21 protein-coding genes are annotated in these 23729 nt (G+C 26.1%); 7 read left to right on the plus strand and 14 right to left on the minus strand.

Annotation, left to right across the window (positions count from 1 at the left end; all coding sequences use genetic code 4):
- The 4 genes from ACWXVK_RS00910 to ACWXVK_RS00925 form a co-directional block, all read right to left on the minus strand.
- The gene (locus tag ACWXVK_RS00910; RefSeq protein ID WP_455966326.1) at nt 1-510 is read right to left on the minus strand and encodes an MSC_0623 family F1-like ATPase-associated protein; all 510 of its coding nucleotides are present in this window, start codon (nt 508-510) and stop codon (nt 1-3) included.
- Nucleotides 497-1978, minus strand: a complete 1482-nt coding sequence (locus tag ACWXVK_RS00915) for an MSC_0624 family F1-like ATPase-associated membrane protein (RefSeq protein ID WP_456016951.1) — start codon at nt 1976-1978, stop codon at nt 497-499. The genes ACWXVK_RS00910 and ACWXVK_RS00915 overlap by 14 nt, the downstream gene beginning before the upstream one ends.
- Nucleotides 1978-4776, minus strand: coding sequence for an Ig-specific serine endopeptidase MIP (gene mip / locus ACWXVK_RS00920; protein ID WP_456016954.1), 2799 nt, complete (start codon nt 4774-4776; stop codon nt 1978-1980). Before mip ends, ACWXVK_RS00915 begins: the two co-directional genes overlap by 1 nt.
- 140 nt (nt 4777-4916) lie before the next feature.
- Nucleotides 4917-5795, minus strand: a complete 879-nt coding sequence (locus ACWXVK_RS00925; protein ID WP_456016957.1) for a DegV family protein — start codon at nt 5793-5795, stop codon at nt 4917-4919.
- Nucleotides 5796-6066: 271 nt separating this feature from the next.
- Here ACWXVK_RS00925 and tyrS point away from each other — a divergent pair, with 271 nt between their 5' ends.
- The gene (gene tyrS, locus ACWXVK_RS00930; RefSeq protein WP_456016959.1) at nt 6067-7299 is read left to right on the plus strand and encodes a tyrosine--tRNA ligase; all 1233 of its coding nucleotides are present in this window, start codon (nt 6067-6069) and stop codon (nt 7297-7299) included.
- A 700-nt stretch (nt 7300-7999) separates the two neighbouring features.
- On the opposite strand, the gene rplS is transcribed toward tyrS, so the two are convergent.
- The 3 genes from rplS to rpsP are packed head-to-tail and all read right to left on the minus strand — an operon-like array spanning nt 8000 to nt 9280.
- Nucleotides 8000-8350, minus strand: coding sequence for a 50S ribosomal protein L19 (rplS, locus tag ACWXVK_RS00935; RefSeq protein ID WP_438340763.1), 351 nt, complete (start codon nt 8348-8350; stop codon nt 8000-8002).
- The gene (gene trmD, locus ACWXVK_RS00940; RefSeq protein ID WP_438340764.1) at nt 8340-9017 is read right to left on the minus strand and encodes a tRNA (guanosine(37)-N1)-methyltransferase TrmD; all 678 of its coding nucleotides are present in this window, start codon (nt 9015-9017) and stop codon (nt 8340-8342) included. The genes rplS and trmD overlap by 11 nt, the downstream gene beginning before the upstream one ends.
- Before the next feature lie 2 nt (nt 9018-9019).
- Nucleotides 9020-9280, minus strand: coding sequence for a 30S ribosomal protein S16 (rpsP, locus tag ACWXVK_RS00945; RefSeq protein ID WP_438340765.1), 261 nt, complete (start codon nt 9278-9280; stop codon nt 9020-9022).
- A gap of 207 nt (nt 9281-9487) precedes the next feature.
- Here rpsP and ACWXVK_RS00950 point away from each other — a divergent pair, with 207 nt between their 5' ends.
- Together ACWXVK_RS00950 and ACWXVK_RS00955 are read left to right on the plus strand one after the other, a co-directional pair.
- On the plus strand, nt 9488-9892 hold the full coding sequence (locus tag ACWXVK_RS00950; protein WP_438340766.1) for a cytidine deaminase: 405 nt from the start codon (nt 9488-9490) through the stop codon (nt 9890-9892).
- A 12-nt stretch (nt 9893-9904) separates the two neighbouring features.
- Complete coding sequence (locus ACWXVK_RS00955) at nt 9905-10957, plus strand: helix-turn-helix transcriptional regulator (protein ID WP_455966316.1); 1053 nt, start codon at nt 9905-9907, stop codon at nt 10955-10957.
- Between the two features lie 78 nt (nt 10958-11035).
- On the opposite strand, the gene ACWXVK_RS00960 is transcribed toward ACWXVK_RS00955, so the two are convergent.
- From ACWXVK_RS00960 to ACWXVK_RS00975, 4 genes are read right to left on the minus strand one after another with little or no spacing between them, the layout of a single operon-like run.
- Nucleotides 11036-11617: a hypothetical protein gene (locus ACWXVK_RS00960; RefSeq protein WP_455966314.1), complete on the minus strand. Its 582-nt coding sequence runs from the start codon at nt 11615-11617 to the stop codon at nt 11036-11038.
- A 37-nt stretch (nt 11618-11654) separates the two neighbouring features.
- Entirely contained in the window at nt 11655-12128 is a 474-nt protein-coding gene (locus ACWXVK_RS00965) for a hypothetical protein (protein WP_438340769.1), read from the minus strand.
- A gap of 10 nt (nt 12129-12138) precedes the next feature.
- Complete coding sequence (locus tag ACWXVK_RS00970; RefSeq protein WP_456016961.1) at nt 12139-14487, minus strand: OppA family ABC transporter substrate-binding lipoprotein; 2349 nt, start codon at nt 14485-14487, stop codon at nt 12139-12141.
- Between the two features lie 22 nt (nt 14488-14509).
- On the minus strand, nt 14510-15460 hold the full coding sequence (locus tag ACWXVK_RS00975; RefSeq protein WP_444705092.1) for a hypothetical protein: 951 nt from the start codon (nt 15458-15460) through the stop codon (nt 14510-14512).
- Between the two features lie 101 nt (nt 15461-15561).
- Here ACWXVK_RS00975 and ACWXVK_RS00980 point away from each other — a divergent pair, with 101 nt between their 5' ends.
- Together ACWXVK_RS00980 and ACWXVK_RS00985 are read left to right on the plus strand one after the other, a co-directional pair.
- Nucleotides 15562-17427, plus strand: coding sequence for an MAG3240 family lipoprotein (locus ACWXVK_RS00980; RefSeq protein WP_455994550.1), 1866 nt, complete (start codon nt 15562-15564; stop codon nt 17425-17427).
- A gap of 3 nt (nt 17428-17430) precedes the next feature.
- Nucleotides 17431-18441: an HxHSH motif-containing lipoprotein gene (locus ACWXVK_RS00985; RefSeq protein WP_438340773.1), complete on the plus strand. Its 1011-nt coding sequence runs from the start codon at nt 17431-17433 to the stop codon at nt 18439-18441.
- 61 nt (nt 18442-18502) lie between these two features.
- Here ACWXVK_RS00985 and ACWXVK_RS00990 read toward each other — a convergent pair whose 3' ends face one another.
- The 3 genes from ACWXVK_RS00990 to ACWXVK_RS01000 are packed head-to-tail and all read right to left on the minus strand — an operon-like array spanning nt 18503 to nt 21614.
- On the minus strand, nt 18503-19678 hold the full coding sequence (locus ACWXVK_RS00990; protein ID WP_456016963.1) for an ABC transporter permease subunit: 1176 nt from the start codon (nt 19676-19678) through the stop codon (nt 18503-18505).
- On the minus strand, nt 19668-20627 hold the full coding sequence (locus ACWXVK_RS00995; protein WP_455966304.1) for an ABC transporter permease subunit: 960 nt from the start codon (nt 20625-20627) through the stop codon (nt 19668-19670). Before ACWXVK_RS00995 ends, ACWXVK_RS00990 begins: the two co-directional genes overlap by 11 nt.
- Nucleotides 20628-20678: 51 nt before the next feature.
- Nucleotides 20679-21614 (minus strand): Vmc-like lipoprotein signal peptide domain-containing protein, encoded by a 936-nt coding sequence (locus ACWXVK_RS01000; RefSeq protein ID WP_456011896.1) that lies wholly within the window; start codon nt 21612-21614, stop codon nt 20679-20681.
- Nucleotides 21615-21837: 223 nt separating this feature from the next.
- On the opposite strand from ACWXVK_RS01000, the gene ACWXVK_RS01005 reads away from it, so the two are divergent.
- Both ACWXVK_RS01005 and msrA read left to right on the plus strand, forming a co-directional pair.
- Complete coding sequence (locus tag ACWXVK_RS01005) at nt 21838-22905, plus strand: hypothetical protein (RefSeq protein WP_456012653.1); 1068 nt, start codon at nt 21838-21840, stop codon at nt 22903-22905.
- A 220-nt stretch (nt 22906-23125) separates the two neighbouring features.
- Entirely contained in the window at nt 23126-23644 is a 519-nt protein-coding gene (gene msrA / locus ACWXVK_RS01010) for a peptide-methionine (S)-S-oxide reductase MsrA (RefSeq protein WP_438340778.1), read from the plus strand.
- The last annotated feature ends 85 nt before the right edge of the window (nt 23645-23729 follow it).

Raw genomic sequence — 23729 nt, forward strand, 5'->3', positions numbered from 1 at the left:
CTATCATCCTATAATACTTTTTTCGTTGTAAAATATGTTTAATAAATTAGATTCATTATCTGTTTTAACGATAATATTTTCAATAATTTCAACAAAGAAATTCTTATTTAATAATTGCTTTATCTCTTCATTGAAGTAAAGCGCTATTTTTGATTTAAATAGATTAGTTTCAGTTCTTAGATTAATTGATTCAATATTTGTTGATGGAAATTGCTTTATAAATGGTACTAGGTAGTAATTATTCAATCTTTCGTCCAATTTATAAGATAAAACAAATTCATCCAAAATAATTTCATATTTTTTATTTTGAGCCTGTTTTAGATAATTAAACAATTTTTTAACATCCATATCCTTTGATTTTGTTTGAGCTTTTAATTGAATTGTTGACATTAATTTATCGAAGGAGATAAAGTTAGGTTGTTTCTTTAGTTGCATGAAATCATAATTAAATACTTCTAAATCATTTTGTACGGCTTTTAAAATATTTTGCTCTTTCCTACTTAACTTCATTTGAAACTCCTTGGTTTATGACATTATTTTTCTTTGTAATTACTGTTAGAGTTCAAATTAGATTTATAACAGTTGATATGTTAAATAAAACAGCAAAACTTAAAGTAGTGATTACAAAAATTTGGTCCAGCGAAAGTTTTGAAGGAATATTATAGAATGATTGGTTATTATTTGAAAGTAGTAATGCATTTAAACCGTTAATTATTAGGGTAAATATTACTAATAAAACTAAACTCTTCAATATTATTGAAACATATATAGGTTCATTTGAAGTTCTGTATTTATAAAGCATTAATATTATAATGCTGAATATTGAAGAAAATAAAAGAGTAATATTTGTGACAATAATTTCTTGATTTTTTAAACTTACAATTGCGGTTATTATTCAAATTAGTGTAAAAATAAAGCCGGTAAAAATTGTATTTAATAAAACTCCTTTAATTTTTAGTGGTTTTAGAAAACTTACTAGGACATAACTAATAAAAAATAGGACAATAAATATTAAGCCAATAAGATAAATATAATTTCTTGATGGTTTTTCAGCATCAATGACATTTGAACTTGTTTTATAAAATAGTGCACGAATAAATCAAATTACAGTAGTAAAGGCAAAACCAATATAAAGAAGTAGTCTTTCTCTAGATTCATTATTTTTTTGTTGTTTTGATGCAGTTCATAAAATTCTTTCGATATTAATTCCAAATATTAGCACTCCTAATGTGACAAAAATTAGAATTAAGTAAAATAGATTAATTCCACTTTTTTGTGAAAATAAACTTATAAAGAATTGATGTACAGGATTATTATCTAGAAAATCAAATTTTTGCTCATCTTTTTCGATGGTGAATATTCATGCTGATATCGTAGCCATAAATCCTATGACTAAAATTGATCGAGAAATAATTGAAATAATAAGAGTTTTTTTGTTTTTATAAAATAAAGGATTAGTTTTTTTCTTTAATTTGTATGTATAAATTGCATAGGCAACATCGACAATTAATAATATAACTGATAAGAATGATAAATAGTAGTAACTTAGTGTTTTTTCATTAAACATCGTAAATAACAATATTACAGAAATAATTGATAGGGTTGAATATATGATAAATCAAGGTATATATTTTTTAGCCGATTCTTTATGGGTGAAGATATTAGAAAAGTTTTTGCTAATTGTGTATAAAAAGATACTAATTAATAGTGAAATTCTGAATATAGCAAGGTAATTAATACGTTCCAATGATAAACTTGAAAAGTTTAGGAAGTATTCAGGGGTATTTGTAAAAGGAGCGAAAAGTTTTGTTGAAAAAATTGTTATGGGGGCAAAAAATAAGATTAATCCTGATAAAAAAATAAACAAGGAAATGATAGTAATTTTCAAGATTGATACTAACAGATTTTTTCGCTTATTATTGAATAATGACTCAAAGTCATCATATATGCGATTTTCTTTGACTGTGGAATTTTGCATTATCTTGTGGTTCCTTTCTTAAATTTAAATTGCTCTGGAATATTCTCATCACCTAATCCGTTTGTAAATAGGTTGGTTTTTTGTAGATTTGGATAAAGATTTTTTAGAGCTTGTCTATATGATTTTGTTTGATTCTTGCCACCACCATAAATTAAGTCATATTCTGGAAGATTATATTTTCCGAATAAACCTTGATAATCAAAACCTTCTGATCTAAACGCAAGAGCAAGCCCAGTTCTTGCAAATTGATTGGTTGTATGGTGAATAGCGACTAATTCATTATTTTGGTTTCTAATTGATGAACCAGATGATCCGCCAGCTGGTGCTCATCTTCTTGGTAGATAGTTAAGGCTCATGCTGATATATTTCTTATTTTCATATTCAAATAATTTATCACCATTGATTGGCGCACTAATAAAAGAATCTAAAACCCCAGGTTTGTCAGCGAATGAACGATAACCAATTTGATATGATAAATAATTTCCTCTATTTAGCACATCGCTAGGGAATGAAGATGGCCCGTTTTCAGAATTGGTTAATTTTGCATCATAAAAGTCATAATTAGCATTAAATCATAAACTAAATGAATAACCAAACTTTGCTCTTTCTCTTTGATCATCATCGATGTATGCTTTTAAATAGAAATCTTCACGGGCGCTTGGCCATCCAACGGCAAATAAATGATCAAGACTAGGTGGAATCTTTCCACTTAACGGATAATCTATTGCTTGATAATCCACAAGATATGATTTGCTTCTAAATTTGATATGAGATTTTTTATCATTTGCATAATCATTTGTAACTTCTTTAGCTAGATTGAAATCTTTTTTAGCCTTTAAAGCTTCAGTTAAGGTTGCTGAATTAGAGGATGCGGAAAAATCTTTAATTTTTTCAAAGTCAATTTCAATAACAGCAAAATCAGCAAATTCTTCAACACCTTCATAAATTTTCTTTTGACGTTCTGATAAAAAATCAGTTGGATGAGTGCTTAGGTAGTCAGTTGCATTAAAAATGGTTCTAATTGCATCTTTATTTTGAGTTCCAAAAGTTGTGATATTGTCATCCATATCTGATATTCTTAGTTTTGCTCCGCTATGAATGTCTTTATTAATTCTTGTTAATGAGAATCCACTTAAATCCTTAGTTATAGCCCTTGCAACGTGGGCATTTGTTCCAAAATATCATTTAGTTGGATATTTTCCTGTGCTATCTGGTTGAAAGTCTAGAATTCACATAGTACCAGATTCAACATTATTTTCCTTCTTTGATTCAGCACGTTTTTTGTATTCATTAATTTTTTGCTCTAATTCCTTAATTTCTGCCGGTCTTGTATGTTTTTCGAAATGAGTTATTCTATCATCATATTCTTTAAGACTTTGTGTTTTTTGCTTGTTAAGACTTTCCACAAGATGTTCATCAGTATTTTCTTTTATTTTTTTATCTCAATCTGCTTCAACTTGTTTTTTATCTTCTTTTAGCTGAGCAATTTTTTCTTGAATTTTTTTCTTGAAGGTTTCTTCATTTTTTTCATCTTGTCAGAATTTAATTAAATCATTAGATTCAGAAATTTCTTTTTCATAAGTTTTGTAATTACTTATTGAAATTGAAAATGTTTGTTTAGCTATTTTTAGATACTGTTCGTTAATGATTGTTCTTGCGACACCGATGGTTTTAAAGATATCTGGTTTTCCTAATGAATCAATTAAACTAGGTTGCTTACCAACCTCAACACCATTTAATTCCAATCCATCTAATGTGCCATCTTGTTTGTATGTAGGGACACTGAAACCTTTGTAGGCGGAATTTTCATAGGTATCTAATTTTAATTCTTGCGCTTTTTGATCAAATTCTTTTTTCTTTGCATCGCTTATATTTAGGGAAGCTCTGAAATCTTTTAAATTATTAATACCGTTTTTCTTATAATTATCTTTCAGTCTTTCTACATATTCATTGTTATCTTTTTTATAACGATCATATTGACTTAATTTTTGATATTTTTGAATTTCACTTTCTTCAATTTTTTCATCAGAAACTCTTCCATTAGGTCTATTACCTTCACTATCAACATTGAAATTATTTTTGTTTAAACCTGATAGTTTAAATTTGTAATTTTTTTGCGTGTTAGTTGCTTTGTTTCTAAATACAAGTCTAATTTCAGCTTCGCCAGTGGTGTTGGCCTTATCTGCCAAATCAATATTAAAGACACTAAATTCAATTTTTTTGTTTATCGCATCATCTTTGGCTTTTATAACCAGTGATGCATATTGTTTTTGAAGTTGACTAGGAAAGATTTGCTTTTTTTCATGATAAGGGAAGAGATTTTCAAAAGATAAAACAAAATTAGTCTCAATATCTTGGGAACTAGTTAATCTATTAAAATCAGCTAAAAATTGTTCATCAGAATATTTAAGAGTGCTATCAATTTTTGGTTTACCATCGTTTTCTTCGTTAATTTTGCGAATATTTTCTAGTTCACTAGAAATTTGATTGTTTAGTTGAGATAATTTAGTTTTTGCTTTTTTTAGTTCAATGTTACTAATGTTATTATCTTCAAGCAATTCTTTAATTTTTTTAATTTCATTTTTTGATTCGATATAGGCCTTGCTTTTGAAATTTGTTTTATTTTCATTTTCAACATTTTTTAATAAACCTTCTAATTTAGTAAGGGCTTCTTTAACTAAACGCTTTTCTTTATCTTGCTCATTTTCACATGAAATTAAGCCTAGAGTAGGCAGAAAACTTAATACCGATGATGCTATTAAAATATTTAGCAAAGTGCGTTTTTTCTTTGTATTCATAATCTTTCCTTTCAAATGCTATATTTTTATAATTTATAGTTTAAGGTTTTAATTTATAAATTAAACTTGTATTCAATTATTAGGAATTATATACTACTTTTATTTAAAAAACGAGTTTTTTACTCGTTGTTTAAACCTAATTATTTTTTTAGTAATGAGTCGAATTTTTTTTGGGTTTCATTATCTATAGAAACTATTGAAACTGCTACGGCCCCAATTCCTGTATGAATAGAAACATCGGCTGGTAACTTGTATGTATAAATTGGGATCTGATCATTTATGATGTTTTTAAATTTTGTCAAAAGCTCCTCAATCATTTCATTATCTGAATGAAGAACAAAAAGCACTTTTCCATCAGGAGTGTCTTTGCTTTTATTTCACATATCTGTAACAGTTTTTTCAAGTGATTTAGTAAATACGCGTCCAATTGAGTCCTTTTCTAATACACCATTGTCAAAAGCGATTAGTGGAACTATTTTTAATAATTTAGCTATTGCAGCAGCACCTTTTGAAAGCCTTCCACCTTTGACAAGAGCGTCGTTAAATTGTGGAATTAAGATTAATCTTTCATTATTTATTTCAAAATGTTTTATAGCATCTTTAAAAGAAACACCTGAATTAATTTGAGATTCAAATTTAAATAAATCTTTTAGAATCAAGAAGGAAATTCTTTTTGATTCAACAATATATACTTTGTTATTATCTTGAAATTGTGTTTTAAGAAATGATGTTTGTGATGATAAAAATTTAGAGATAGGATAAACTAAAATTAAATCATATTCATTTAAGTATTTGTTTATCTCGATATCATTAATCGCTGGCGAAGAAGCCGCAGTGGTGGCATTAATTTTTTTATTTTCTCTTCACATTTTAGTATAATCATCAACAACAATATCTCTTCCGATTTGATATGTTTTACCGTCTATTTCGCATTGCAATGGTATAAATCCTCAACCAAGCTCATTAGCCTGCTTTTCCGTTAATCCAGATGAAGAATCAACAATAATTTTTATTTTCATACATTCCTCCTAAAAAATGGTTGTAGCAAAATAATTTAGTATTATATATAAATAATTTAAAAAAAAATTATAAAAACCCACAAAATAAGTTGATTTATTAAATTTTTTATATTTATATTTATGTTTGCCATTAGTACTTTTTCGTTTTTTAATTAGTATAAAAAGTTTTAAAAATTAAAAGTTAGCTATAATTTTAAAAATATTAAACAATAGAGTTTTAAAATAATCATAACCAAACTAGTTGGTCTTAACTTAAGGAGTTATTTACATTATGAATTTTTTAGAAGAGCTTAAAAACAGAAAAATACTAAATAATATTTCTAACGAAGAAAAGTTTTCTCAAATTTCTCATGATTCAGGAATTTATATTGGTTTTGACCCTACCGCCAAAAGTCTTCATTTAGGAAATTATTTGCAAATTGCTACCTTATTAAGATTTAAGAAACAAGGCTATAAGGCTTATGCAATTCTAGGAGGGATTACTGGGATGATTGGTGATCCAAGTTTTAGAAAGAGTGAAAGAAGCTTCCTTGATCAAAAAACCCTTATCAGCAATAAGGAATCAATAAAAAAACAACTAGAAAATTTTGGTTTATCAGTGATTGATAATATCGAATTTTATAAAGATATGACGTTATTTGATTTTCTTTCACAAATAGGAAAAATGATAAATGTAAATTATTTATTAGAAAAAGAAAGTATTGCAACTCGATTGGAAAATGGATTAACATTTACTGAATTTAGTTATCAGCTTATTCAAGGTTGAGACTTTAAGAACATGTTCGAAAAGTATGATGTGAAGATTCAGGCTGGCGGTTCAGATCAATGGGGTAATATTACAACTGGTCTTGAGTTTATTAGAAAAATTTATGGAGAAGCTGCTTGTGCGATTGCTTTAACAATTAATTTATTAACTGATGAAAATGGAAATAAATTTGGTAAGTCAACTGGCGGCGGCTCCTTGTGGTTAGATAAAAATATGACAACTCCTTATTCTCTATATCAATTTTTATTAAATCAATCAGATTCCAAAGTGGATGAATATTTAAAGACATTAACTTTTCTTAAATTAGATGAAATTCAAAATATTATGAGAGAGCATGAGCAAGCTAAATTTAAAAGAGTAGCGCAAAGAATTTTAGCATTTGAAGTGGTTAAGGATATTCATGGAATACAATATGCAAATCAGGCAAAAAAAATAAGTGAAATTTTATTTGCAAATAGTAAAGAGGAATTATTAATTAGCGATATTGAAATAATTAAAGAATCCCTTAAAACTTTTAGTGTTAAACACGGTACTAAATTTATTGATTTTATAAAGGAAAATAAAATCACTTCTTCAAATAGGGAAACTCGAGAATTTATAGCTAAAAAATCCTTTATGCTTGATAACGAGATTGTTGAAAATGAAAATATTGTAATTAATTTTGATAGATATGATAATAAGTATGCAGTCCTTAAAAAAGGAAAAAAAGAGTTTTTTATTTTAATAAATGCAAATTAGAAGAAAAAATATTCTACCCTTAAATTTAATTAATGAAATAAAATTTAATTTATTTGATTTGTTTTAGGCAAAATAGCAAAAGTACAATTGATATTTGCAAAAGATGGAAATTACTATTAAAGATTTTGCAGAAATAAAATAGAGGATGATTATAACATAAGATATTTTGGAGATAAAAGACTAGATAATTTTGAAAAATACAAAGAAATCTCGAACCTTAATTTTTTTGTTGTTAACAAAGCCAAGAGTGTATTCTGATTTTAGTTGTGAATAATTTTTTTGGATAATTTAAATATGAAGACAACTGATGTATGCTAGGCAGTAATTTTCCAAACTTATATTATGGTTTGCAAAAAATAGAATGCCTAGCAAAAATTTAGTAATTGCTTTTGTAATAATATTTAGATTAAGAATATGTATTTGCACAAGTTAAATAGCAATCCTTAGAAGCAAAATAGAAGTATTGATACTTATTTTAAATTGCTATTTTTTTAATACTTTTGGTAATAAAGCTCCTTGTTTTGAAAATATTGATATTAATAAAATTATTTTAGCTATTGAAAAACTGTGGATACGATGTTTTGCAATTAATTTACTAAGACAGCAAGATTAATTATTTTAAGGGTGATTGCTGAAAAAAATATTTTTGTTATAAAAAAGCATGTTAGGTGAAACATGCTTTTTTAAGATACAAGAATAACTATTTTTTAATTTCTTTCAATCTTGCGCTTTTTCCTTTAAGACCTCTCATGTAGTAAAGTTTAGCTCTTCTAACCTTATTTTTTCTAGTTACTTGAATAGCAGAAATTAAAGGAGAGTTAATTTTAAATACACGTTCAACGCCAATACCATATGAATCTTTTCTAACAGTGATAGATTTATTGATACCTTCACCATATGCAGCAATAACTAGCCCTTCAAATACTTGAATTCTTTCTTTATCGCCTTCTTTAATTCTAACGTGAACTCTAACTATGTACCCTTCTCTTATTTCGGGAAGATCTGTTCTAATTTGGTCTTTTTCTACAAGTTCTAATAAGCTACTTCTCATTTTTTATCCTTTCGATAATATCTTTACGATTTTTTAGTGTTTTTAAATAAGCATGTTTCTCACGTCATTCTTTTATTAGTTTATGATTACCAGAAAGTAATATTTCAGGAACTTTTAGTCCTTTATATTCTGCTGGTCTAGTGTATTGGGGATAGTCAAGTAGCCCTTCGTTTTCAAAACTTTCATTTTGATGGCTCCCCTTGCGCAAAACTCCGGGAACTAATCTAGCAACAGCTTCACAAACAACCATAGCTGCAGTTTCTCCACCTGTTAGAATATAATCTCCAATTGATAATTCTTCATCCACAAAATTTAAAACGCGTTCATCAAAACCTTCATAATGGCCACACACGAGTGTTATTTCATTATGCTTAGCAAGTTCGTGTGCTTTCATTTGGTTGAATTTTTGTCCTTGTGGACTAATTAGGATTTTATAACTATTGGGTAGTGTTTCGAGAGCGAGATCGATAGGCTCGACTTGTAGAAGCATTCCATCACCCCCGCCGTATATAGAATCATCAACCTTATTTCTTTTTTCTTTTGAAAATTTTCTAAAATCAATAATATTTAATTCTAGGTGCCCAAGACGTATTGCTTTGCCTATAACACTATAGGTTTTAAATGCTTCAAAATGTTCTGGGAATATTGTGAGAATGTTTATTTTCATAACTATTTGTTTTTTGATTCGATGTATTTTTTGTAGAAATCGTTCTTCTTTAAAAGAGTTCTAACTGTTTCAGTAGGCTTTGCTCCGTTGTTTAAGTATACAGTTGTTAATTCTTCATTTAGATATAAATTTTTTGTATGAGGATCATAGTATCCTAATTCATCAATAAATTTTCCATCACGTGGTGCTCTAGCATCAGAAGCAACAACTTTATATGTAGCATGGAATTTTTTTCCGGTTCTTTTTAGTCTTAATTTAACCATAAGTATTCCTCCTTGAAGTTTTTATATATTTTTAGTATATTTAAATTTTAATAAAAAAATTTTAACACAAAAAAATAAATGTTAAGTAAAAATGCTTAACACTTTAATTTGATTTTTATATTTGATATAAGCAAAGATGATTTGTATTATTTAGTTTTATAGTTTTATAAACTATAAACTATAAATAGTATAATTATTATTATTATTATGAACAAAGAATTATTAAAAGAAAAATTAAACTATTCATTTGCACCATATTCAAAGGTTAAAGTGGCAGCTTTAGCTATTGATAAGTTGGGCAATGAATATTATGGAGTCAATTGTGAAAATGCTGCGTATCCTAGTGGACTTTGCGCTGAAAGATCTGCACTTTTTGGTTCGGTAGCATATGGCGCAGAAGTGGGGACATTTAAGGAAATACATATAATTAGCAATTTGAATAAAATATTATTCCCATGCGGTGCCTGTCTACAAGTAATGTCTCAATTTTTAGATAAAGATTCCAAGGTAGTATTGCATTCTACTGATCTAACTGAGGAAAGACAATTTTCGATGAATCAATTAATACCTAGCGCAGTAAAAAATGAAGACATTATCCACGCTGCAAAATAAAATGGGGATTTTATGGAAACTGAACATGTTTGCGATTTAAAACATCTTGATTTGCATGGAAATAATTTTGGAGAAGAAATTTCTTATTATTTAGAAAAATTTTCAATATCACAAAAAGAATTGGCACAACGTTTAGGGCTTAGTGCTCAATATGTCTATATAATCATTAATAGCAAAACGAATGTTAATTTAAGTATTGCAATTATTGAAGGCTTGGAAAATGTTTTTAATTTGGAATTAGGTACGCTATCTGAGGTTTATTCAATATATGCTAATAAGGAAAAATCTAATCTGCAAGATGCTGAAAAACTTTTGGTGCAATATGGAGAGGACTTTATCATTAAGAATCCAAGTTTGCCACTGGTAAGTAATATTAAATTAACAAAGGATATGCCTATTAGCAAAAAATTGATGATTATGAATAGGTTTTATGGCGTTGCTAATTTAGATAATTATACCCAATATTTGCGTGAAAATGCACTAGCAGATGAAAGTATTTATGCCAACCCTAATAGTAAGGTTTGAATTAGATTTTGTGAGTTATCGGTTTTGGAAACAATTAGTACTAAAAAAATTGGTGTTTTTAGAAAAAATAATTTTGAAGTTGTGTATAAAAGAGTTGTTAAATTAATATGCGCTAAAAATTTAAACTTTAAAAATAAAATTGATGAAATACAAAATTATTTATTGACTAAAGGAATTATTTTGATTACAATGCCTTTTATCGAGAATAGCGATATTGCGGCCATTACTTTTCAAAAAGGAGCTAGAAGACTTATATTTGTTTCGGATATTTTCAATTGTGAAGCATTTATTTTTAACTATATTTTGCATGAATTAACACATTGTTTTTTTGTTAATAAAAACGAAAATGAAATTGATGATATTTATATTGAGGCATATCATAAAATTAAGTCTGAATATAATTTTAAATATGAGGGTATTGATGATGCTCTATTGGCTTTTGACAAGTGTAGTGCAGTGCAACATGATGATCGCAAGGGTGAGGTTTGCGATATAACTAAGAAAGTTTTTTATAAATACGAAAAAGTTTCTTTTAGTTAATATTTCTTGTAAAATATTCATTAAATGAAATAATTAAGAAATAAAAATAGGATCTGACTTAATAGATCCTATTTTTATTTAATTGTCTAAATCCAAATAAATATACTCAGTGGCCTCAGTGTTCATTTTCCCATTAACAATTATATCTAGGCATTTTACAGAATATCTGATAGCAGGTTGCTTCTTTTCGAGACCTTCAAGTACAAATTCCATCTCTATAACATGACCAGAAAGATATTTTAAGTTTCCTAATGTTGATGTAAAAGATAAATATTTTTTAAAATTTTCATTTGCTTTAACATTTTCGAACGTTCTTGAAGGGTCATTAGCAGCTTTTGATGTAATTCCCCTATCAATTGGATAGGAATCAGCTCTAATTTTTTGCAATATTTTCATTAATTCTTCACGAGGTAACTTTTTACCTTCATTTGTTAGGGTATATGAAAATGAGTTTTTTATTTCGCCTAATTGTGAAGTCGTTAGAAGTTTTGCTTTAGGACGTTTTAAAGGGTTTATTTTGCCTGTTGCATTATTTTGACTTTTGTCAGGCAAAAGCTGATTGTTTTGGCTATTTGTCGGTCCTCCACACGAAACAGCTATTAGCGGAAATATGATTCCACTAAATGAACTAAATATTAGAAATTTTTTTATCTTTTTCATATCTATATTATACCACTCCATTTTTTAATGTTTTAAATTAATCAGTTTGCAATTTGACTATTCCATTAGCTTCTTCTTGATAATTTCTATCGACACATTTTATAGTGTATTTAATTATTGGTGTTTGTCCATCAAATGCCAGTTTGAATTCATATATATGTGCTGAACCTAAACCATTTAATTTATGATATTTAAATGAAAAGTTTTTTTTAAATTCAGCATCTCAATTAATGATTTGAAAAGTATTTATTTTAGTATTATATTTTGATTTTGTAAACTTATCTCATAAGGCATATAATTTTCCTTCTTCATTTAATTTTTTGCCCTCGGGTTTTAATGTGAATTCAAATTTGTCTTTTATTTCTTGGATTTGTGAGTCGGTTAATAATTGTACTTTTGGTTTATTTGGATTTTTTTTATCAAAATTACATGATAATGTAACAATTGGCAGTGTGAGGATAGAACTAGTAGCAATTATTGATAAGAATATTTTCTTCTTATTTTTAATCATTTTTTTCTCCTTATTTAATTTTTATATCTTGTAAATAATTTAAGTTATTTCAACCAAGTGGTTTAATGATGTTATTTTGATAAATAATTTTAGAAAAGCTATTGATGTTAATTTGATTTATAAGATTTATTGAATAACTAATTAGATTATTAATTTCATTAATAAGTTTTAATTGGTTTTCTACTTCTAAATTACTTAGATAAGTGATAAATAATGTTTCTTGTGTTTTGCTCAAACTATTTTTGAGATTTATATTATTATTCACTAAAAAATTATGCAATGAAATAATCTGTTCAAAACTAGTTAAATAATCTTTCTTATTTTTAGATATAAGGTCAATTAATTTATTTAAATTATTTTCAAAATTTGTTAATTGTTTGTATAAATATTCTGGTGTTGTTCCTTGGAATAGTTTAAATGTAGATTTTTTGTATATTGATTTATTTCTCTCAAAAAATTCTTGATATTTTTCAAAGTTATCAATTTTAGTTATATCTATGTTTAGCCGGCGGTCGATAGAATTAAAAATCTTTTTAATCAGCAGTATCCTTTTGTTAATAAATTGATTATCCTTGGTGATCATTATAGGAATATTTACATAAATATTTTCATTTGAATTAGATGTTTTATAAAAATTATCAATTATATTTCTTAGGTTAGTTTCAATAAATTTAAATCATGTTGATTTAATCTTGTCTTCAACAAAAACAATTAATGGATCATTTAGTCTATTTTTATTTTGGTATTGGAATGTATCACTTAATTTTTTATTATTTGCTCCAAAAATAATAGGTTTCGATATTTGATTATATGCATCCTTTAGTTCACTTATTCCAATAGCTTCATTAGAAGCTAAAATATCAAGATTTTCTGGTGCTTGACTTAATCATAGATTTTTGTCATCCTCAATTAGGCTATACTGGTTTATTAGGTTGTTAAATAATGATTGAAATGTCAAATTATTTTTGCTAAGTTCTAGTGAGTTATTATCTTTTAATCCATAATATAGTTTCATAAAGTTTTTATTCATATATTTCGTTTTTATATCAGGATTTTGGTTAATGATAATATTGTTGTTAATTGAATATCTATTATAATTTTTTTGATATGAAAAATTATATTTCTTATAGTTTTCAAGAATATAGTTTTTTTCATCTAAATTAAGGTCTTCATATTCTATTTTTGAAATAATATTTTGCTTAAAAGCATTTAATGATTGGAGTGAAAACGTAGATTGCGATAAGGGCAACGAGTTGTATTGAATGATTATTTCTTTAAGATTATCATCTTCATTTTTTTGATAGTTTTTATTTATTTTTAAGGTAGTTTCATTGGCATTCATATGCGAAATAAAATAATTACTTGCATAAAATCTGTTTTGGTAGGTTTCACCATAATTAAAAAATCAATCAAGATTTTTTAGGGGATCTTTGTAACTTGATTCTATTATTTCATAAGGAATTGCATCTAGATAATTTTGAATAATAAGGATATTATCAAATATTTGTTTTAGATTTTTAAATGATCCGCCCCTTGTTTTAATAGTAATTTTATTATTATCAAAATTAAGTAGTGCATCAACATCAATATCATTTTGAATTAGGTAGTTATATAAATCGAAACCATCATTTTTTTGTAGTTTTTTATTGTTATATTTTGAAAGATCAATCTTATGCTTTGCAGCAAAAGAGTGGCGATATTCTTTGTTTCGTAACAATTTTGATAATAACCCCAGTTTAAATGATTTGTGGTTAATATGGTTATTGGTATTTATAATATTGCCTAGGTAATTAATCCAAACATTGTCTCTATTTTTGATGTCTATTATAACTTTATTTGTGTTATTCAAATCTTTAGCAAAGTTTGGGTTATTTATTGATTTGATATCACTCGAAGGAACAAATAGGAAGGGTGAGTTAAAACCATTACCTTTATCCTTTTTAGGCTTAAAAATACCATTTTCTGGTTTGTTTGATTCATTTTCATAATCTACAATATCAGTATTATCATTACTATATTCATTAGTGCCTATTGGTGTTGTGATATTAATTTTGTTGGCCCATTCTAATTTATAATGAAGTTCCGAGGGAGCTAAAACAATATTGTCTCTAAAATCAATTAAGGGCTGTTGGCTTGATTTTATTCGTATTAGTTTTGCTGCTGTTGCTAGGTTAATTTTGTGAATATTTTTACTAGTATAGTTATCATCAAGGTAGCTAAAGCTAGCATAATCATTACCATAATTATTTTTTTCAATGAAACGATATTTATTGGTGTTGAAATTATTTTTTACACATGATATTGTAATTATGGGCATTAAACTGATTAACGGTGTTAATAAAATCATTTTTTTGTTCATTTTATTTCCTCCCTTAGTTTGTTTAAACATGACTATGAAAACTTAAAAGCATTATTGTTGTGACAATAGAAGCAGCAAAAATTATTAATGTTCGATATAAAGTTTTAGTATCTTTGTTTCTTATATGAATAAATTCAGGGACTAGTTCAAAGATAGCGGTAAATATGATAATTGCGCCTCCAAAAATCAATAATGAGGATTGTATTCATTTTAAATCATCGTTTATGAATCGCCCAGTAAATGCTCCTAAAAAAATGAAGGGGATTATAAGTAAAAAAGTTATGAAATTATATAAAACTGCCTTTCCTTTTTTTTCTCCATATTGAATTTGACGGAAGTATATGATTGTGACTTCAATAAGGATATGGATGGTAAATGTTATTAGTAGAGTAAGTGAACTTGAAAAAGTATTTTGAGTAAATATTATTTTAAATATTGAATATCCAATAAAAAAACCATCAATTATTCTGTGACTTAATAACATAACAATTGCTAATCAAGCTGCTTTGGGGTTATCAATATCTTTGAATGAAATTAGGTGATCTGAGTGGTTATGTTCTTCATGACTTTTATGAGGATCTATTTTAGATTTTCTAATAAATAAATACCTTCCTGCAATAACAACACTAAAGCCTATTAATGCACTTATCCCGAGAATACCGACAGTTACTAGTGTCCTGTTTATTTCTGAACCAAACTTATTTGGGCCATCATGTGTAAAATCGATAGCAATTTTATATCCTTCTCGCAAAAAACCGAATGCCCCTATCATTAAAAACATTCCAGTTGAAAAAGCGTACATATAAATAATTGCATTACCTTTTTTTGCTTTTTCAGATGGCTTTATAAACGAAAGGAGACCTAATAATATGAGTGGTAAAATCATTAATATTGGGATATAAACTAGTATATTTATGAATATGGTTAATTCTATATTATTTTCAAATGCAGTCCCCACGTTATTTATTATCATATATTTACCTCCTTTCACAATGTTTATTAATTCGTAATTTTGTAATAATTATACAATATTTTTATAACTATAATATAAAAAAAAGTGATAAAATTTGTATTATGAAAATAAGAAAAAAGCTATTAAATTTGTTATTAATTTCTCCTATTGTGGCAATTCCTTTTGCGGTTTTAAGTTGTAGTCAAAATATTAAAAAAGAAGTATATTTAGATATTGATAAGGTATCGAGAGTATTTTTGAATAGATTAACTCTTAGTCAAATAGCTTCAATAGAAAAAGATGAACATATATTTTATTGATTCGATAAGAATGGCCGCCATAATTTTGATGCAGTAAAGATAGAAAATAAAAAAATGTACCTACTTAATAAAAATGAATGGGTTGAATATAAACCGGATTTTCCATATAGAAATAATTGAAAGCAGTTTACTACTGGCAATAATAATATTCGTATATTCGATTCAGATGAAAAGAGTGATATTAATAGCTTTTTGAATGAATATTCGTTTGATGATGTTGACTCAGCAGGTTCTTTTAATGACGAATGATTTACAACTCTATCATTGATATTTGGGAAAGATTTTAATAGAAATAGGGACCCCTATTTCGAGGACATACAGACAGTAATTTTTAGATTGAACCAAGATATTGATTTGAATTATTCTATAATGAATCGTAAATATCTTATTAATGCTAAAAAGCATAGGGTATTGTTTTCAAATTGAATTCAACCTCAATATATACAAGCAAAATCTTTTTTGTCAAATGAACATAATGAGATGAGATCAACATTTGTAAAACTATTAAAACTTTATTTAAATAAGTTTAACGTTGATGTGGCATCAATCGATATTGATTGAAGCAATAGCGAAATAAAACATTCATACTCTGGAGCTACAGATTATATTTCCTTTGAGATAAGTAGTATTAAGGATTGGAACGGTCAAGAATTAATAAAATCTAAAAATAAGAATAAAAAGTATTATTTAAATGGCTTCAGAAATTATGCCACAAATGGAAAATTTGGGGTCGGAACTAAAGGAATAAAAGAAGAATATCCATTATTTACTGATTACGTCGAAAATCCCCTTTTATTCATGGATGGAAAGAGATATCTAACAATTATTGATAATATTAATCACTTCATAAAGTCATCAGGTTCAAAAGATTATTGAAATGCCAAAGGTTTGATGAATTTATTTTGAAATCTAAAAGATGAGATCTTTGTAATAAAGATTCCAGAATATAGAAAAAAAGAAGATCTTGAATATAAAATAGTTGATTTTGAATTTACTGATTATTTTGACACTAATCAGGTTTTTAGAGCAATTGTTGAGGTTACTAAGAAAGATGGCACAAAAAAGAAATATTCCTGGTTAAGTTCTAACTTTGATGATCATGGACACAGATTAAAGGGGTTGATTACTAAAAATAAAAATAACGCAAATATTTTACCTGAGGATATTTATTCATTTAAACCAAGTAATAATGGGATAAAAGCTGGCATAAAACTTTCGGATTTTGTTAACAGTAACAAGGATTCAGCGTTTATGGAAGGGCTTAATGAAGCATCAAATAAGATGGATAAATTGTTTAATTATTGAAATAACGATAGTAGACAAAATTTTGATGTTTCGCTTTTAGATAATAATTCATATCAAGTCAAGGTGCTTGAAGCATATATTAATAACTATTTATTAGCTTATGCTCTAGAAAATAAACAAGGCAAAACATTAGATGGTATAAAGAGAATTGAACTTAATTTAATACCAGAAAAAAATAAATTAGGTCAATTATATATTGAATTAAATTTTATTTCATTTAATAATCCGTCTGATTTTAAGTATAAATCAAAAAATGATAAAGTTATAGCAAAGGCTTCTGTTTATTGAAATTATTTTAAGGGCTATGATGTTCAAAAATCTAATGATATATTTACACTTATTAATTTTGAAAGGTTGGTATAACTAATGAGGATCAAAAAAATTTTGACTAGTTTTTTGGGATTATCTTTATTTGGATTGCCTGCTATTTCAATCTCATGTATAAGATATCCAAATGATTCAGAAAATGTATCATTAAATGAATCGATAGAAAATAAGAGTAACATTGTTGAGATAAAACTTGAAAATAAACCAACACTTGAAATAAAAAAAATATACGATAATGAACTCTTGAAATTATTTTTAGAAGTTAAACAGACGTATCGAAATTATCGTAAGCGATATATTAGAATTATAAGAAGAATAGATGCTTTTAGAAACAAGGTTGCTGCATTAATTATCGACCAAGGAAAACCTGAGAATTCAAAAAAAATTAATGATTTTTTTGTTAAATGATTAGAAGAAGCAGGTAAACAAAAAACAAGTTTAGCTAAACTTTTAGATAAATATCAACTAATTTTTCAAGATGTTGATGCCGTTTTGAACGATGTTAATTTAGTTTTTGATAATCAACAGTTTATTAAATTTATCGAAATTATTGATAAGAGATTGAGTGGAAAGGATATTAATCTTGGTGAGCTGCAAAAGTCCATTATCGATGCCTGAGATTTTTTAAGAAAGAATGTATTTAATGAAAAAAAGGTTTCGAAAATAGAAGATCTTGACAAGATAAATATCGAGAGTGACAAGAATTCTCATACTCATTCACATGCCATTGTTAATCTTACCTTTGAAATGGGGTTATGGCATTTATTGTTAAAAAAGAGTGTAAAGGATCAAAAAATAATAGGTGAATTAAAAAAAGATTTTAAAGTTTTAAAAGAAAATGTTATTGACAACATTGGCCAAAAAAACTATGAATCAGATTATAATTTTTTAATTAAACTATTTAGTGAAAATATGGATTTTAACAAATCTAATAATCTAATTAATGATGAATATCAAGCCAAAGCTAAACAAATTATGGAAAGTATTAAGAAAATATTGATTGATGTTGCTAAAAAGGAAGGTATATCTGATAAATTAAATCTTAATTAATTGAATTTTTTAAAAAAATAGGCCTAAGTTGAATTTCTTTGCGAAGTATGCTTGGCCTATTTTATTTTGTTTTTGGGTTAAATGTATTAGCTAAACCTGATGATAGTAGCTTTAAATTTATTGAAAAAGCAATTATAAATATTGATGCGGTTAAGAGATATCCAGGATTATTGGATACCAAACTAATTGCTTCTTTTAAAATGAAACCTATATTTATGCTATTTGAATCATTAATAAAATCTAGGAATGCTAATGAAGAAGCAATTAAGATATTAATAGAAAATCTTTCAACTAATATTATTAGAAAGTTTGCAAAAATTCTTTTGAAAATATGATTATAGGCAATTCTTCAATTTGATGCACCAACAGCCCTTGAAGCAACGATAAATTCTTGTGTTAGCAAGGAATTGATTTCTTCTTTTGCAAATTTGAAATATGAAATTCAGCAAATTATTGATAATGATATAAACAACCCATATAAACTTGTTCCGATAAAAATAGATAATAGAAAAACTCAAATAATTTCTGGGATAACACTAATAGAGTTAATTATTCTATCAATAAATCGTACAATTATATTTTGCTTATAAATATTTATAATAACTGCAAAATTAAAACCGATAAAAATATTAATAATAATTGCAGCAAGAATTATTAAAATAGTTGACCAAATAGATGTTATCGTTCTAGCATATATATCAATTCCTTGGTTGTTTGTTCCTAGAAATAAACCATTAGGAATTTCTATGGGCATATCTTTGGATAATTGTAAGAGATTTACTGCTTTGATTAGATTGTAAGGATTGTATGTTAAAGTAACAATATCTGTATAAATAGTTTGCTCTCCACCAATATCTCTCGCTGAGTCAAATTCAATTCAAAATATTAAGTTTCTATGTTCACTAGCCGCTGATTTTGCTTCCAGTTTTGCGATGTTTCTTATAAAATCTAATTCAACACCACGATTAAAGTTTTTTGTTATTTTTTGAGAAATATTTGATGGCAGGTCATTAACTAGTGTTGTATTTTCATTGATTGAGTGAGTAGGAGAGTTTTTAATTAAAAATGTGGCAATTAATAAAGCTAATATTAAAATAGCAAAGCATATAAAACAAATAAGATTAAATTTATTGGCAAAAAATCTTTTTCAGTATTGTTTTGCGGAATTTGTATGGATAACATAAGGATTCGAATTCGATTTTTTTTCTCTTGCAAAGTTAAATAGATTATTGTGCATTTTTACCTCGTTTATATTTTTTAAAAAGAAGTAAAGAAGTGAATTCGTTTTTCGGGCTCAACTTTATTATAGCGATTTTATTGATTAATAAAAGAAAACTTAGTAAAATAAAATTAAAGATAAAGTAAAACATAATAATATCTACTTCACCTTTTCTGAAAGCAAATGAAATTAATAAACTTTGGCCTGGGATTGAAAAAATTCTTTCAACTAAAATTGTTATTGTGAATAATAAAACATAGAGAACAAAAAATAAGTTGAGTTCGCCAATTAACAATTCTTTTAAAACAACTTTTTTTAGTAAATCACGCTTTTTCATTCCATATGTTTTTGCAAATAGATAATAATCTGATTTAATAATTTCAAACGTTTTTTTTCTTGATTTAGAAAAGAAGATAGCTACTGTTGGAAGTGAAGAAATTAGTATAGGAACTATTAGCGAAGCAAAGCTAAGTTTACTATTTAAAAACTGCGAGGGATAGCCAAATATGTCTGCACTTGATAAAGCAAGAATGCAAATAATTAAGATTGGTAAGGAACCTAAAAAAGAAATAATAATAGAGGTTATAACATCATATGATTTATTAAATTTATAAGCAGAAAACACTCCTAATATGTTGCCGACAATAAAACTAATAATAAATACTGATAGACTTATTAAAAAGGTCCAACGAAATTGCCGTAAGTAGAGAAATAAAATGTTATTTTCAACACTTGCTAATTCATGAGAGTATATTTTTCCGGGATTAAATGTAAATAAATTTGTTAAAAAGGTCTTAAATCTAGCTCCATAGTTATGTGAAATTTGTGAATAAATAGCTATATTTTTTTTAATTTGAGGTTCAATTAAAACATTTATTGCAAAGAATATAATAACAATTGAAATAAAGAAAATAAAAAAATAGAAAGCAATATTTTTGAACAAGTTTATCTTAATTTTAGTTGTCATAATTTACCCCCTATTTTTAACCCTATCTATCATTGGCGTATTTTGAATGCGTTATTCTTCGTGATGGTCATCGATGTTTTCTATTTGAATTGATTCTGTTTGAACTATTTTTTTGTCTGCGGTGTTATAGAAATTTATATTTAATATTAAGAAGTTATCTACAAATTTAGTTTTTGAATCATCAAAATTGATACTAAATTCAATATCATTTTTATTCTTATCAACTTTTTCGATTGGTAGTGTTTTTTGTAATTCTTCTAATAAATTTTTAAAGCCTTTTTCCTGCTCTGCTTTTAGTTTATTCAAGAAATTAGTTTGTGCTTCTTTTTCTTCAATTTTATTTTTTAATTTTGTTGTAAATTTTCAATTTGAAATCGTTTTTACAGGTTCGATTTTTTTGAAACCAATTAATGTAAATCTAATTGTAGTATTTAAAACCTTGAATTTAATATCTAGGTGGATTTCACCCTCATCATCATGCGAATGAGTTGAAGCGGAGATACTTAATTCTTCTTTTTCTCTTAATTCATTTTCGATAAAAATAATTGAATATTTTGAAAAAACTTTTTTAACATCTTCTCATTTTTTTGCTGATTTTAATTCCTTAACTACATCAGAAGCAATAACTTCTTCTTGATTTTCGGCTATTTTTTGAACAATTAATCCTGATTTTTCTTGTGTGTTTCTTTTATTGAAACTTGATATTGCTAGTTTTATTTTTTCTAATAATGATTTAACCTTTTTTTCGTCTTTTTCATCTTTTTTAAGTTTATTTATCTCTTCTAGTATTTTTTGAGCATTCTCTTTTTCATTTAAATCTTCCTCATATTTAATAATTTTTTGAATTTGGTCTTTTTTTGAAATAATTTGGTTGATTTCCGCAGTTGAATCGCCATTTTTATTACTACATGATGCAACTACTAATGGAGTGCTTAAAACTGCTATTAAAGGTGATAGTGATAAAAATAACTTTATGTTTTTTTTCATATATTTACCTCATTTAAAATTAAATTACTTTAATAAATTATAACAAAAATAGTTTAACTATATTTTTATTTTTTTTGCATTTTTGTCTTATTTATGCGATTTTTATTAAAATAATGTGAAAAATTAAATAAAATTTAAATTAACAAAGTAATTAACTAAAATTAATTATAAAATTGTTTCCAATTGGTATTATAAACTTGTTGCTGAAAGGTTAAGATGTTATATGAGTAAAAAAGATTTATTGATGTTAGAGAATCGAATAAATTCATGTACAACCTTTGGAGAATTTTTAAGAAATATTTTCACAATTGCCAATATTAAGACAAATGATGTTTGTAAAAAGATTAAAGCCGATCGAAGAAAAATATTTAACTTGTTAAACGATTTAAGAGATGATGTTAGTCTTAATTTAATTCAAGATTTAGAAAAAATGTTAGACCTAAAAATTGGCTATTTAACAAATAAATGATATTTTTTTAGAAATAATCTTAATGTTGGCCCATTAGACAAAACAGAAATAATTAAAAGACTAGGCTGGGAGATACTTGAAAAAAATCGTTATCTTACTAATATCTTGGGTGATAATAGGCTTAGCCAGTCGCCAAGTGAAGAAGAAATAATTGAATTTCTTGAAAAATATTATGGAACATTGAACATTGAGGAATATTCAAAGTATATTTCAAAACATTTGTATATTAATCATTGCAAAATTACAAAACATAATAGAATCCCTTTTATTCGTTTTTGTGAATTGTTCATTAGAGAAAATTTTAAAGGAAAAGACATTGCTTCAAGATCAAGATTTAAGGAATATTTACCAAAATTTGTTATTGTTAGATTAATTGATACACTGTTTAATGAAATTGATTCTTTTGATGAAAAAATTAGTAAAGTTTCTTTGCTTCTTAAAGATAGAAATATTGAGTTAATAAAACTGCCCTATATTGAAAAAACGATGACAAGATCGATAACCTTTTCATTTGGCCCTAAAAAATATATTATTATAACTGATATGTATAATTCCGAAATATTGATTTTATTTTCATTATTTAGAGAAATTATGATTTGCTTTAATCCTTGATTATCAAGAGAAGAGTATTATGAAGAATTTAGAAAAAAATATGATATTTGAAGAGGATACAATAAGGCTAGAAATTTAAGAATGATTGATGATATTTTAGAAGGAATTAAGCAAATTTCTTTGCTTGATAAGAATAATGCTAATTTTTATGAAAATATTCTTGAAATTTATAAGAGCATTGCTAAAAAATATAAAAAAATAAAATTTTAGATGCTAAATATTTTAAAAACTACTAAAAATAAGTTGATTTATAACAAAATAAAAAAACATAAAATATAGGCTGATATCTATTTTTTATTTTTAATGTTATTATATTAAAATAAACTAATAATAATTTAAATTATGAATACCTAATAGAAATTAAGATATATTTAGCTTGGTTTTTAAGTGTTATATTAACTTAAAATTAAATTAAATAAGGAGGAAAATTATGAAAAAAACTATCTATCTAGCTGGCGGATGCTTTTGGGGTGTGCAAGCCTATTTTTCGCGTTTAAAAGGTGTTATAGAAACTAAGACTGGTTATGCAAACGGTAATACTGATGTAACCTCATATTATCAAATTAAATCAACCTTACATGCTGAGACAGTGAGGGTCATTTATGATAATGAGAAAATTTCTTTAGAGGAACTTGTTTTACACTTATTTAGAATTATTAATCCAGGATCCTTAAATAAGCAGGGAGGTGATATTGGTATCCAATATCGAACCGGTGTATACTATGATAATGAAAGTGATTTTACTAAATTAGAAAAGTTATTTAATATTTTAAAGGGAAATTATAGTGAATTTTATGTAGAACTTTTACCTCTCACAAATTTTGTAATCGCAGAAGAATATCATCAAGATTATTTGCAAAGAAATCCATCTGGTTATTGTCATGTAAGACTTGATATTGAACCTGAATTAAATGAGAGTGAGAAAAAAATTATTAATTTATTAAAATAATATCATTATATTAAGATAGGTAACGAGAAAAAAACATAGCAAGAAAAGCTATGTTTTTAGTTAAATCCATATTATTTCGTTTATT

The organism is Mycoplasma sp. 3398 (assembly GCF_053851555.1).